The sequence below is a fragment of the Rhizobium herbae genome, assembly GCF_017873135.1.
GTDB classification, from domain to species: Bacteria; Pseudomonadota; Alphaproteobacteria; order Rhizobiales; family Rhizobiaceae; genus Pararhizobium; species Pararhizobium herbae.
In genome coordinates this window covers 197,719-210,877 of the sequence record NZ_JAGGJV010000006.1, presented here as the reverse complement: position 1 = coordinate 210,877, position 13,159 = coordinate 197,719, and the positions used below count along the sequence as shown (strand labels likewise).

General features: G+C 60.9%; 13 protein-coding genes. 10 read left to right on the top strand and 3 right to left on the bottom strand.

The features are described 5' to 3' along the window. The first annotated feature begins 83 nt into the window (after window positions 1–83). Complete coding sequence (locus J2Z75_RS17605; protein ID WP_234937404.1) at window positions 84–1,133, top strand: LacI family DNA-binding transcriptional regulator; 1,050 nt, start codon at window positions 84–86, stop codon at window positions 1,131–1,133. Here J2Z75_RS17605 and J2Z75_RS17600 read toward each other — a convergent pair whose 3' ends face one another. Beyond that, complete coding sequence (locus J2Z75_RS17600) at window positions 1,134–2,165, bottom strand: L-idonate 5-dehydrogenase (protein WP_209854060.1); 1,032 nt, start codon at window positions 2,163–2,165, stop codon at window positions 1,134–1,136. It lies immediately after the preceding gene. Between the two features lie 19 nt (window positions 2,166–2,184). Next, complete coding sequence (locus J2Z75_RS17595; RefSeq protein WP_209854059.1) at window positions 2,185–3,126, bottom strand: 2-hydroxyacid dehydrogenase; 942 nt, start codon at window positions 3,124–3,126, stop codon at window positions 2,185–2,187. A 126-nt stretch (window positions 3,127–3,252) separates the two neighbouring features. On the opposite strand from J2Z75_RS17595, the gene J2Z75_RS17590 reads away from it, so the two are divergent. From J2Z75_RS17590 to J2Z75_RS17560, 7 genes are all read left to right on the top strand, one after another. Continuing rightward, complete coding sequence (locus J2Z75_RS17590; RefSeq protein ID WP_209854058.1) at window positions 3,253–4,020, top strand: SDR family oxidoreductase; 768 nt, start codon at window positions 3,253–3,255, stop codon at window positions 4,018–4,020. Continuing rightward, window positions 3,989–4,531, top strand: a complete 543-nt coding sequence (locus J2Z75_RS17585; protein ID WP_234937403.1) for a gluconokinase — start codon at window positions 3,989–3,991, stop codon at window positions 4,529–4,531. Before J2Z75_RS17590 ends, J2Z75_RS17585 begins: the two co-directional genes overlap by 32 nt. Next, window positions 4,528–5,418 (top strand): NAD(P)-dependent oxidoreductase, encoded by an 891-nt coding sequence (locus J2Z75_RS17580; RefSeq protein ID WP_209854057.1) that lies wholly within the window; start codon window positions 4,528–4,530, stop codon window positions 5,416–5,418. Before J2Z75_RS17585 ends, J2Z75_RS17580 begins: the two co-directional genes overlap by 4 nt. Before the next feature lie 90 nt (window positions 5,419–5,508). Continuing rightward, window positions 5,509–7,005, top strand: a complete 1,497-nt coding sequence (locus J2Z75_RS17575; RefSeq protein WP_209854056.1) for a sugar ABC transporter ATP-binding protein — start codon at window positions 5,509–5,511, stop codon at window positions 7,003–7,005. Window positions 7,006–7,026: 21 nt separating this feature from the next. Next, complete coding sequence (locus tag J2Z75_RS17570; protein ID WP_209854055.1) at window positions 7,027–8,088, top strand: ABC transporter permease; 1,062 nt, start codon at window positions 7,027–7,029, stop codon at window positions 8,086–8,088. Between the two features lie 47 nt (window positions 8,089–8,135). Then, the gene (locus tag J2Z75_RS17565) at window positions 8,136–9,236 is read left to right on the top strand and encodes an ABC transporter substrate-binding protein (RefSeq protein WP_209854054.1); all 1,101 of its coding nucleotides are present in this window, start codon (window positions 8,136–8,138) and stop codon (window positions 9,234–9,236) included. 74 nt (window positions 9,237–9,310) lie between these two features. Beyond that, window positions 9,311–9,643 (top strand): hypothetical protein, encoded by a 333-nt coding sequence (locus J2Z75_RS17560; RefSeq protein WP_209854053.1) that lies wholly within the window; start codon window positions 9,311–9,313, stop codon window positions 9,641–9,643. Window positions 9,644–9,713: 70 nt separating this feature from the next. On the opposite strand, the gene J2Z75_RS17555 is transcribed toward J2Z75_RS17560, so the two are convergent. Continuing rightward, complete coding sequence (locus tag J2Z75_RS17555) at window positions 9,714–10,703, bottom strand: helix-turn-helix domain-containing protein (RefSeq protein ID WP_209854052.1); 990 nt, start codon at window positions 10,701–10,703, stop codon at window positions 9,714–9,716. Window positions 10,704–11,299: 596 nt separating this feature from the next. Here J2Z75_RS17555 and J2Z75_RS17550 point away from each other — a divergent pair. Together J2Z75_RS17550 and J2Z75_RS17545 are read left to right on the top strand one after the other, a co-directional pair. Further along, window positions 11,300–12,634, top strand: coding sequence for a TadE/TadG family type IV pilus assembly protein (locus J2Z75_RS17550; RefSeq protein ID WP_209854051.1), 1,335 nt, complete (start codon window positions 11,300–11,302; stop codon window positions 12,632–12,634). Then, complete coding sequence (locus J2Z75_RS17545; protein WP_209854050.1) at window positions 12,634–13,152, top strand: TadE/TadG family type IV pilus assembly protein; 519 nt, start codon at window positions 12,634–12,636, stop codon at window positions 13,150–13,152. Before J2Z75_RS17550 ends, J2Z75_RS17545 begins: the two co-directional genes overlap by 1 nt. Window positions 13,153–13,159 lie beyond the last annotated feature (7 nt).

Sequence of the window (13,159 nt, the reverse complement as noted above, 5' to 3'; positions counted from 1 at the left end):
CCGGTTGTTTCTTGTTGATGATAACGATAACATGATCGCTGATAAACAGGTTTTTGAGACGGTCGTCCGGACGGGAACAGGCAATGACGAAGACATCCGACGGCAAGGTTGGCGACAGCAAGGCGGGCGAAGCACCGACCATGAACGATGTCGCCCGCCGCGCCGGCGTTTCGGCCATGACCGTATCCCGTGCCATGAAGGAAGGCAGCCACGTTTCCAAGGCGACGCGCGAGCGGATCACGCAGGCCATCAATGAACTCGGCTACGTCCTCGATCAATCGGCCGGCAGCCTTTCTTCCCGGCGCACGGGCTTCGTCGCGGCGATCATTCCGTCCATCAACAACTCCAACTTTTCCGACACGGCGCGCGGCATTACCGATGCACTGGAGGGAACCGGGCTGCAACTGCTCCTGGGCTACACCAATTATTCGGTCGAACGGGAGGAGGAACTGATCGAAGCCATGCTCCGGCGGCGGCCCGAGGGCATCATCCTGACCGGAGGCGCCCACACGCCGAAGGGGCGGCGCATGCTGGAGCAGGCCGGCATACCGGTGATCGAAACCTGGGACACGCCAGCCGACCCGATCGACAAGGTCGTCGGCTTTTCCAATGGCGCCGCGATGGAACTGCTGGTCGAGACGCTCGCCGCCAAGGGTTACGAACGCTTCGGTTATATCGGCGGCACCACGGCGCGCGACACGCGCGGCAGCCAGCGGCGTGCCGGGTTCGTGCGGGCGCTGGAACGACTGGGCCTGCCCTCCGATCGGGTGATCTCCTTCGGCGTCCCGCCGATCTCGATGGAACAGGGTGCGCAGGCGGTCGTCAGCATGCTCGAGCGCTGGCCGGATACGCAGGTCGCGCTCTGCGTTTCAGACCTTTCGGCCTTTGGCGCGCTAATGGAATGTCAGCGCCGGGGCATGCGCGTACCGGATGACATCGCCATTGCCGGTTTCGGCGACTATGAAATCGCCGCCTGCTGTCATCCGCGCATGACGACGATCAATGTCGATTGCTACGGCATCGGCCGTCAGGCGGCGCTGAAATTGACCCAGACCATACAGGGGCCATCTGCCGAAACGCCGGAGCGCATCACGCGCACCGGCTTCCGCGTCATCGAACGCGAAAGCACCTGATCAGAACGACAGCTGCACCTTCATCGACCGGCTGCGGTCACCGGCCGCCTCGAACGCCGCCACGGCGTCATCGAGATCGAAGATGCCCGTCAGCAGCGGCTTCACATCGACCCGGCGGTGGTTGATGAGATCGACGGCCAACGCGAACTCCTCGTGGAACCGGAAGCTGCCGCGCATGTCGATTTCCTTCGACACGATGACGTTCTGCGGGATGGAAACATCGCCGCCGAGCCCGAGCTGCATGAGGATGCCGCGCGGTTTCAAGACCTCTAGTCCGGAGCGAACGGCCCGCTCATTGCCCGAGGCTTCGAACATCACGTCGAAATACCCCTTGTTGGCGGAATAGGCGGCAAGCCTGTCGCCGTCGGTGGCAACATTGATGGTGCGGTCGGCACCAACCGCGAGTGCCTTCAAAAGAACGGCGTCCATCACGTCGGTGGCAACTATTTCCTGCGCGCCGTGGGCGCGGGCGGCAAGGATGCACAATGCGCCGATCGGACCGCAGCCGGTGACCAGCACGCGCTTGCCGAGAAGCGAGCCCGCCCGGTTGACCGCATGCAGCGTAACGGCGAAGGGCTCGGCAAAGGCCGCCTCGTTGATGGAGACGCCATCGGCCACCTTATGGCACTGCCAGCTCTCCGCAACGAGCCGCTGGCGAAAGGCGCCCTGAATGTGCGGCATGGGCATGGCACTGCCGTAGAACCGCATGTTGAGGCAATGGTTCTGCCGCCCTTTCAGGCAATAGTCGCAGGCGTTGCAAGGCCGGCTCGGGGACACGGCAACACGATCGCCGACGGCGAGACCGGAGACGCCGCTGCCCAGGACCTTGATCGTGCCGGCGATCTCGTGGCCGAGGATCATCGGCTCGCGCAGCCGGATCGTGCCGAAGCCGCCGTGATTGTAGTAATGCAGGTCGGAACCGCAGATGCCGCCGGCTTCGATGGCGATCTCGACCTGGCCCGGCCCAGCTGTGCCCGGATCGGTTTCTTCGACGCGCAGGTCTTTTGCCGCATGGATGACAACGGATTTCATGATGACTTTGCTCCTCGTCTCAGGCAACCGGTGTCAACAATGGGGCGCCGGAAAAATGCGCCGCCAGATTGTCGCGCACCAGCTTGCCCATCGCTTGGCGCGTTTCCACCGTGCCGCTGCCATGGTGCGGCTGCAGGACCGTGTTTTGCAAGCGCGCAAAGCGCGGGTCGATGGCCGGCTCGTTCAGGAACACGTCCAGCCCGGCACCCCGGATCCGGCCCTGCTCAAGCGCATCGAGCAAAGCCGCCTCGTCCACGGTGGTGCCACGCGAGATGTTGACGAAGATACCATCCGGCCCCAGTGCGTCAATGACTTCGCCGCTGACGATGCCGCGCGTGCCCTCGCCTCCCGCAAGGGTGACGACGAGAAAATCGGATTGCCTGGCGAGCGCGACCAGATCGCCAACGAAGGCATAGGGAAGGTCCGGCTTCGGCGTGCGGGCGAAATAGGAGAGTGTGCAGTCGAAGGCGGCCGCGCGCCGGGCAAAGGCAGTTCCGATCCGCCCCATGCCGACGACGCCGACGCGCTTGCCGCAGACACGGGTCGTCAGATGCATGTTGCCTTTCACCCATTGCCCGTCGCGGACATGGGCGTCGCCGGCGGGAATCTGCCGCGCAGCGGCAAGCAACAGCGCCATGCCGAGATCGGCCACGTCCTCCGTCAGCACATCCGGCGTGTTCGTCACGTGGATACCATTTTCGCGGGCAAAGCGCAGATCGATCGCATCGGTGCCGACGCCGTAGCAGCTGACGATTTCGAGCTTAGGCAGCCTTTTCATCAAATCGGCGGAAGCACCGAGCTCACCGCGCGTCGCAATCGCGCGAACGCTATCGGCATGTTCGGCGAGAAACGCATCCCTGTCTTTTGACTCCCAAAGCCGATGGATGACATAGCGGCTGTCAAGATCCTCCATGTCCCATGTGGGATAGGGGCCGGTCATAAGAACCTCTGGCTTGGACATGTTTACCTCCTGAATTTTCTTGCTTGACTTGATATGTTATCGATAACATATGTGTCAATAGAAACCGGGCGCTGTAAACAGGCAGCGCAAGATGAAACGGTTCGGAAGATGCTGGGAGGCTTTTGAATGGGATTTCCATTGTTCGACTTGAGCGGACGCCGGGCACTGGTGACCGGATCGAGCCAGGGCATCGGCTACGCGCTCGCCGAAGGACTGGCCGCACACGGCGCCGAGGTCATCCTCAATGGCCGCTCGCCGGACAAGGTCGAAGTCGCGGTCGAAGCGCTGCGCAAATCGGGTCATGCAGCGCATCCGGCGGTGTTCGATGTGACGGACAAGGATTCGGTTGCAAACGGGGTCGCCGCGGTCGAAGCGGACCTCGGAGCGATCGACATCCTCGTCAACAATGCCGGCATGCAATTTCGTACCCCGCTCGAGGACTTTCCGGCCGACAAGTGGGACCTGCTGCTCTCCACCAATATCTCCAGCGTCTTTTATGTCGGCCAGGCCGTTGCCAGGCACATGATTGCGCGCGGCAGAGGCAAGATCATCAATATCGCCTCCGTCCAGAGCGAGCTGGCCCGTCCGGGGATTGCGCCCTATACCGCGACCAAGGGCGCCGTGAAAAACCTGACACGCGGCATGTGCGCCGACTGGGCGAAATACGGCATCCAGATCAACGCGATCGCGCCCGGTTATTTCAAGACGCCGCTCAATCAGGCGCTGGTCGACAGCGCCGAATTTTCTGGATGGCTGGAAAAGCGCACGCCGGCGGGCCGCTGGGGCAATGTCGATGAACTGGTCGGATCGGCGGTTTTCCTTGCCGGCAACGCATCCTCTTTTGTGAACGGACACACGCTCTATGTCGACGGCGGCATTACCACCTGCCTTTAAAGGCCCGATCATCGTCATGGGCGTCAGCGGCTGCGGCAAGTCTTCCATCGGCGAGCGGCTTGCATCGCATTTGGGCCTGCCCTACGTCGAGGGCGACAGTCTGCATCCACCGGCCAACATCGCCAAGATGTCGGAGGGCATTCCGCTTGATGACGGCGACCGCTGGCCATGGCTTGAAATCATTGGAAAGCGTCTCGCCGAAGCGGACGATGCCGGCATCGTCATTTCCTGCTCGGCCCTGAAGCGGATCTACCGCGACCAGTTGCGGCAGGCGGCAGGCCGGCCCCTCGCCTTCGTCTACCTGAAGGGATCGCGCGATATCCTGTTGCAACGGATGACGGAACGTCCGGGGCATTTTTTCAAGGCTCCGCTGCTCGACAGCCAACTGGCGACCCTGGAAAGTCCTGAAGGCGAAGGTTTTATCGTGACTGTCGATATCGCCCCCTCGCCCGACGCCATCACCGCAAAGGCCCTCGAAGGCCTTGCCGCCCTGAACGGAGTTAAACCATGACCGATATGCAAGCCTGCAGGGTCGCCGTCATCGGTGCCGGCATCATGGGGTCGGCCATCGCGACACGGCTGATCGAGACCGGGCAGACCGTCACCGTGTTCGACCTCGATCCGGTCAAGGTCAAAGCGCTGACCGACAAGGGCGCCAGCGCAGCGGCCTCGGTGGCCGAGGCGACACGCAACAACGACTTCGTCATTCTCAGCCTCAATCATGCGAATATCGTCCGCGCCGTTGTCTTCGGACCGGAGGGGATCAGTGCCAGTGCGGATGCAACAAAGCTCCTCATCGACATGTCGTCGATCGATCCCGTCGATACGGCCGAGATGTCGGCGCGACTGGCAAGCGAGACAGGGATGAAATGGGTCGACTGCCCGCTTTCGGGTGGCGTGCCGGGCGCGCTTGGCGGACGGCTGACCATCATGGCCGGCGGCGAAGAGGCCGATGTCGAGCGCGCCCGCGCCGTCATGCAACACCTCGCCCGCAATTATACGCGCATGGGCGGAAGCGGCGCCGGGCAGACGACCAAACTGATCAACCAGCTGTTCTGCGCGGTGATCTTCCAGGCGGTGGCCGAGGCGACGAAACTGGCTGAGGCCGGCGGCGTCGATCCGGCCTCCATCCCGGCAGCCCTTGCCGGCGGCCGCGCCGATTCCAGCATCCTGCAGGAGTTCATGGGCAAGTTCGCCACCCGCGACTACGCGCCCACCGGCCGGATCGACAACATGCTGAAGGACCTGGATTCATTGCAGGCCTTCGCGCTGAAGACCAAGACGCCCTTACCGATGACCGGCCAGGTCGTCGAAATCCACCGGCTGCTTTGTGCGGCCGGACTGGGTGCGCGCGATTCCGCCGAGATGATGCGCCTGCTCGACGGCACGCTTTCCTGACAAAATGTGGAGTGGGACGAACATCGGTCCTTGACTAACCGGATATGTTATCGATAACATATCTCAATCGACGCTTTGGGAGGAGCAGAGATGGACAATCGCAAACTCATCGAGTTCAAGGGGATCACCAAAGTCTTTGGCGGAACCCGCGCGCTCGAAAACGTCTCCATCGATCTGCTCCCGGGCGAAATCCTTGCGCTTCTCGGCGAAAACGGCGCCGGCAAGTCGACGCTGATCAAGACGCTTGCCGGTATCTACAAGCCCGATGGCGGCCAGATCCTGTTTCGCGGCGAGCCCTACAGCCACCGCCCGCCAAAACCCAACACCCGCCAGCCCGTCGCCTTCATCCATCAGGATCTCGGCCTGATCGAATGGATGACGGTCGGCGAGAATGTCGGCCTGGCGCAAGGCTTTTCACTCCGCTCGCGGCTGATCGACTGGCGCCGCACGGAAGATCGTGCCCGCGAGGCGCTGGACCTGGTCGGCTGCGACTTCGACCCCAGCACCCGCGTCCAGGATCTTACCCGCACGGAGAAGTCGCTGGTCGCCATTGCCCGGGCGCTCGCGGTCGAAGCCGACGTGCTGGTTCTCGACGAGCCGACCGCAAGCCTTCCGGCCGACGAGGTCGAACGACTGTTCAACGCCATCCGTCCCCTCAAGGAACGCGGCGTCGGCATGATCTATGTGTCGCACCGGCTGGACGAGATTTTCCGCATCGCCGACCGGGTCGCCGTCTTGCGCGACGGCAAGCTGGTGGGCCAGCGCCCGGTCAGCGAGACAAAGCCGGACGACCTGATCGAAATGATCGTCGGCCGCCCGGCCAACCAGCTTTTCGTCAAGGCCGCCTGCACGCCCGGCAAGACAGTCCTTTCTGCGAAAAATCTGATCTGTGCCGGCACTGGCCCCGTGTCCTTTGATATTCGCCAGAACGAACTTCTCGGCCTTGTCGGCCTGCGCGGTGCCGGACAGGAACTGATCGGCCGCGCGCTGTTCGGCTGCGAAGCCTTTGGGGGCACGATCCACCTCAACGGCGAAGCGCCCGATCTTTCCAACCCGGTCGCAGCGATGAAATCCGGTATCGGGCTGATCGCGCGCGACCGGACGGAAGAATCCGTTGCCATGTCGCTGTCGCTTCGGGAAAACACCTTCATAAACCCCGGCGCATCCGGTCGCGGCCTGTTCTCGTTCCTGTCTCCGGCCGACGAGGCTGAACAAGCCCGCAAGATCGGCGAAACCGTGGGCTTGCGCCCGAACGACCAGAGCCTGCCGATCGAGGCATTGTCGGGCGGCAACCAGCAAAAGGTTGTCGTCGGCCGCTGGCTGGTGACCGGCCGCAAGCTGCTGGTTGCCGAAGATCCGACTGCCGGTGTCGATGTCGGCGCCAAGGCCGAGATTTACAAGCTGATTGCCCGGGCGCTCGAAGCAGGCCTGGCTGTCGTCGTCGTTTCCACCGATTTCGAGGAAATCGCCCATATCTGCCATCGCGCGCTGGTATTTTCGCGCGGCCGCATCGTTGCCGAACTTCAGGGCGAGGCCCTGACCACATCCGCCGTCATTTCCGCCGCTTCGGCATCGGAAGCCGCATAAGAGACCACGGGAGCCAGAACCATGCAATCGATCGAATCCACCGCGCTTGAGCCGACGCGCAGCGAACTGGCCGGGCTTACAATGGGCCAGAAGATCGCCCGCTACATCCCGGTCTATGGCCTCGTCATCCTGACGGTCGCCCTGATCCTGCTGTTCTCGATCCTTTTGCCCGGCACCTTCCCGACGCTGCTCAACCTGCGCTCCATCGTCTCCGACAAGGCGATCATCGCGCTTCTGTCGCTTGCCGCAATGATCCCGATGGCATCCGGCCGCATCGATCTCACGGTCGGCTACGGCATCGTGCTGTGGCATATCCTGGCGATCAGCCTGCAGACGATGTTCGGCGTGCCATGGCCGATCGCCGTTGTCATCGTGCTGGCGCTCGGCGCCTTCACCGGTTTCCTCAACGGCCTTCTGGTCGAGGTGGCGCGCATCGACAGCTTCATCGCCACGCTCGGCACCGGCACCATTCTATACGCACTGGCGCTCTGGCACACCGGCGGCCGGCAGGTGGTCGGGGTGCTACCGGAAGGTTTCTATGCGCTCAACGGAACCATGGTCTTCGGCCTGCCGATCACCGGCTTCTACGTGATCGCCATCGCCGTCGCGCTCTGGGTCATCCTCGAATACCTGCCGATCGGCCGCTATGTCTATGCCATCGGCGCCAACCCGAAGGCTGCCGCCCTGAACGGCATTCCCGTTCGTCGTTTCGTCATCGGCGCCTTCGTCTCTTCGGGAACGCTTGCCGCCCTTGCCGGCGTCCTGCTCGCCTCGAAGCTGCGCATCGGCCAGGCCAGCGTCGGGCTGGAATACCTGCTGCCGGCGCTGGTCGGCGCCTTTCTCGGCTCCACCACCATCAAGCCCGGTCGGGTCAATGTCTGGGGCACAATGACCGGCGTTATCATTCTGGCGGTCGGCATTTCCGGCATCCAGCAGATCGGCGGTTCGTTCTTCGTCGAGCCGCTGTTCAACGGCGTCACCCTGCTCGTGGCCATCGGCATCGCCGGGTATGCCCAGCGCAAGAGGGGCGCTGCGGGTAAAGCGGCGGCACCAGGTCTGCCGGTCAAGATACAGAAAAACTGAGGGAACCTATTTTGCAAACCGCACCATCTTCAAAGGGAGGAAGAACCATGAAACGCAGAACACTGATCCAGGGCTCGGTCGCCATGCTGGCGCTGATGCTGGCCGGCCCGGCGCTCGCCGATGCCATGGCGGATGCCAAGGCAGTCGTCGACAAATACGCCACCCGCGTTACCGGTTGGGACGGCCCGAAAGCCAGCCCCAAGGCGCAGGAAGGCAAGACGATCGTCGTCCTGGCCGGCGACCTAAAGAATGGCGGCATCCTCGGTGTCACCACCGGCGTCGAGGAGGCCGCGAAGGCAATCGGCTGGGAGGTCAAGGTGCTGGACGGCGCGGGCTCGATCGGCGGCCGCACGGCAGCCTTCGGCCAGGCATTGGCCCTGAAGCCCGCCGGCATCATCATCAACGGCTTCGATGCCGTCGAGCAGGCCCCGGCCCTCGAGCAGGTGAAGGCCGCGGGAATTCCGCTCGTCGCCTGGCATGCGGGTCCGGTCATCGGTCCGGATGAAAAGACCGGCTTGTTCGCCAATGTCAGCACCGACGCCATGGAAGTCTCCAAGGCAGCGGCGGACTATGCCTATGTCGATGCCAAGGGCAAGCCGGGGGTGATCATCTTCACCGACAGCACCTACGCCATCGCCATCGCCAAGGCCGACAAGATGAAGGCCGAGATCGAGGCGCTGGGCGGCACGGTTCTCGAATATGTCGATACGCCGATCGCCGAAACCTCGCAGCGGATGCCGCAGCTGACGACGTCGCTGCTACAGAAATACGGCGACCAGTGGACCCATTCGCTTGCCATCAACGACCTCTATTTCGACTTCATGGGTCCGTCTCTCGCAGCCGCCGGCAAGGGCGGGACGGATGCGCCGATCAACGTTGCGGCCGGCGACGGCTCGGAATCGGCCTATCAGCGCATCCGCGCCGGCCAGTTCCAGAAGGTGACGGTTGCCGAACCGTTGAACCTGCAGGGCTGGCAGCTGGTCGACGAACTCAACCGCGCCTTCGCCGGAGAAGCCTGGTCCGGCTACCTGTCGCCGCTGCATGTCGTCACGTCGGACAATGTCGAATTCGATGGCGGACCAAAGAACAGCTTCGACCCGGACAACGGCTATCGTGACGAATACAAGAAACTCTGGGGGAAGATGTAGCAGCCTCCCAGGAGCTGGGCATCGCGAATGATGCCCTTTTTTCTTCAGCAATGCGTTCAGACGAAAGCAATCCCATGATCATTCGCTACGCCCTTTTCGAAGGGGAAATCCACGCGGGCAAGGAAACGGAATTCCGCGCCTATGTGAAGGAAAAGCTCGTGCCGCTCTGGACCCGGTTTCCGGGCGCCGAGGAGGTACGGGTGCTGGATGGTGCCGACCGCGATGAAGGCGCGCCCGTCTACGCCATGGCGCTTGCCATCCGCTATCCCGATATCGAGACCTGCAACAGGGCGCTGCAATCGGATGTGCGTTTCGAAAGCCGTGCCGTTACCGGCGGACTGCTGGAGATGTTTTCCGGCCGCGTCCATCACCATGTCTTTACGGCGAACGAGTATCCGACGGTTTAGAGGGCTCTTTGTCGTAGAATGGCGGCCACACGTTAATACGTATGGCCAAGACAGAACGACCATGCCGGCCTTACTTGCCGAGGCGCGTCAATTGCAGCGTTTCCGTCGGCATTTCGCCAAACGCCTCACGATAGAGAACCGAAAAACGTCCCATGTGGGTAAAACCCCAATTGCGGGCCACATCTGAAACTGAAATGCGATCGTGCTTGCCGGCGACAAGCTCGCGGCGAACGCTTTCCAGGCGCAACTGGCGCAGGTAGTTCAATGGCGTCGTTTCCTTGAACTGCTGGAAGGCCACCTGCAACGAACGGATGCTGACGCCGGACGCTTGAGCGATATCCTCGACATTGATGGGGCTGGCAATATTCGCGATCATGTAGTCGATCGCCCGTTTCACCTGCCGCGGCATGGCCGGCGACGCGGGGCGCTCCAGCAGCGCCGAATAGCGGTGTGGCACGCTTTCAAGCATCGCGACCATGATCGTTCGAAAGAAATACTCCGTGGAGCGCGCCGAGATATTTTCCGGTGGACCATTGGCGAGATTGTCCCAGAGGAGTTGCCCAAATGCGGCAAGCTTTGCACCGGCACTGGAGTGCATGTCGCATTCGGTGAAAAGATCGAGGTCATGGATCACCGGCATGTCCAGAAGCTCGGAGAGTTGACGGATTACGGCTTTGCGGCTGAAGGCAATGCCTATGTGGCTTCGCTCGGGATGCAGCCGCAACATCCGGGTCTGGGAGAGATCCGTCGCGATAAGCCTGCCAGGTGTCGATACGAACTGGCGTCCCCGTGTCTCCACCTCCATCGCTCCCGCAAGCGGCAGGTAGATCGCAAAGGCGTCGGGCGGCTCGGAGAAGCTGACTTCCATTCCGGAGCGGCATATGCCCGACCAGATGTCGAAATCGCCCGTCGAGAAATGCGTATCTTCCACCGAGATTGAGGCCCCCCTGTTCAACGTACTGACGCGAACGGGCTTCAGGGTCTTTGCATAGTGTTCACGCATCTGGTCGACGTCCGCCTCGACAACCTTGAAACGGGAGACCTGACCGGGTCTGCTCATCGCAGGCGGCGCCCCGACGGAATGGGCAACTGAACGTCGGAGAGCATTGTTGGGATTGCGACGACGCAGAAAAACATTCGCCCGGCGGGGCCGTCGCCCTCTCGCCTTTCATGCTTCATTATCAAAGCCAGCGTCTCCAGTCATCTGCCTCAGCACGACGAATAGTATGATTATTACACATATTAGCACATTCGCAAACGTTTTTTGGAGCACTTGAATATCCGGTGCGCGAACAAGGTGTCCGGTCCGCGCTCGAAATCGATGGAAAGGCGGCGACCGTCAAACAGAAGGTTCAGCTTTCGGCGGGAAACCGATATTGGCTTGTTAAAGCTAAAAGCGGATTTATACGGGACTTCAAGTTGAAAAATCGACCAGAAGCGGCAAAATGCAACCTTAATGATACTTTCTAAAGGAAGCCACAGTCTTTACGCGAAAACCACTGTTGCCGTCAGAGTGATATTCTTCCCGAAATCGCATGCGTAAACTGGATATTGTTTCGTCATTTGAGTGCACCAAAAATATTACTATTTACTTGTTACTAATGTTTCTAATGCACCATCGGCTTATCAAAAAGCTGAACTGGTGTATCCGGAAACATGCGTCTCATCTCTTTCGCCGCCGCTCGCTCGCGGTTGAAATCCCTGCTCGGTGACAGAAACGGAAACGTTGCGCTGGTCGTTGCAATCACTGCGGTGCCGATGCTTCTCGCCGTCGGCGCCAGTCTTGACTATACCCGCGCCTACAACGTCCAAAACAAGATGCAGGCCGATCTTGACGCCGCCCTGGTGGCAGCCATCAAGCAGGTCGACACCAATGACGAAGTCAAACTGAAAGCAAAGATTGCCGATTGGTTTGAGGCGCAGGCAGACAAGCGGGATTCCAGCTACGACCTGGCGGAAATCAAGATCGACAAATCTGGCCACACGATTACAGCCACGGCCAAAGGAACGGTGCCGACGACGTTAATGTCCCTTGCCGACATCAATTCCGTACCTGTTAGCGTCGCGAGCGCCATCAAAGGTCCGGCCACCTCCCACCTGGAGGTAAATATCGTCATCGACAAATCCCCCTCGATGCTCCTGGCAGCGACAAGCCAAGGCCAGACACTGATGCGCAACAACGCAGGTTGCGAATTTGCCTGCCACAGCACCAATGATCCGGTCACCGTTCAGAAAAAAAAATATCCAACCTACTACGCTTACAGCAAAGCAGCGGGCGTCAAGCTGCGGTCCGACGTCGCGCTTGAGGCGGTGGGCGAGGTTCTCGACATGATCGATAGCGCCGACAATACCCATACGCGGATCAAGGTCGGCCTCTATGGGCTCGGGGAAACAATTTCAGCAGTGTTACCCCCGGATTACTCGACCAGTTCGGCGCGCAAGAAGCTGTCCGATGATAAAAGTAAACTTACAAGCGCAAGTTCGATGGCATCAACCGATTTCCAAACCGCACTCATGGCCCTGAAGACCAAGGTTGGCCCAGCCGGCGACGGCTCATCCGCCAACCAGCCGCTAAAGCTGGTTCTCCTGCTGACCGACGGCGTGCAATCGAAACGCGAATGGGTCACCACGGGCGCCAGCAACTGGGGCAAAGTGGCACCGCTCAATCCGGATTGGTGCGCTTACCTCAAGGAGAGCAAGGCTACCGTCGCTGTTCTCTATACCGAATATTTGGCGATCCCGGCTGATTGGGGATACAACGCCACCGTCGCCAAAACCATGAATAGCAGTGACTGGAAATCGACATGGGGTGGAACGCTGCGCAGCGGCGTCAGCGGCACCACGAGCCGTCAGGACTATATTCCGATAGCGCTGCAGGATTGCGCCTCGTCGTCTGACCTTTTCGTTTCCGCCTCGTCGGAAGATCAGATCAAAAAGGGTCTTTCAGCTCTGTTCACCCAGTATCTAACCTCCGTGCGGCTGACCCAATAATGCGCCCGCGGATCGTCCATCGACTTCTGAAAGATAAATCCGGCGTCGCAGCAATCGAGTTCGCGCTCCTGGCGCTGCCGCTCTTCGTGCTCATTTTTGGCATCGTCGAACTTTCGGCAATGTTCTTCGTCAATACCGCTCTCGATTCCTCCGTGCACAAAAACGCCCGGCTTATCAAAACCGGGCAGGCGGCCGAGCAAAAAATGTCCCTGACGACGTTCAAAGCACGGGTCTGCGGCGACATGGTCTACATGTTGAACTGCGAAAAAAAACTGCTTGTGTCGGCCACAGTCATCACCGACGTCTCGACAGCCGGCGGCATGACGCCCATCGATTCCGAGGGCAATGTCACGGTCACCGAGAGCTTCAACATCGGCTACGGCAGCGACTATATTCTCGTGCAAGCTTTTTTGCCCTGGCCTCCGGTCGTCAATCTCTACTCCCTCTCCAGTCGAACACTGTCTGATGGGAGCTATCTTTTGGGCGCTTCCACATTGTTCCGCAACGAACCGTTCTGAGGAGGTC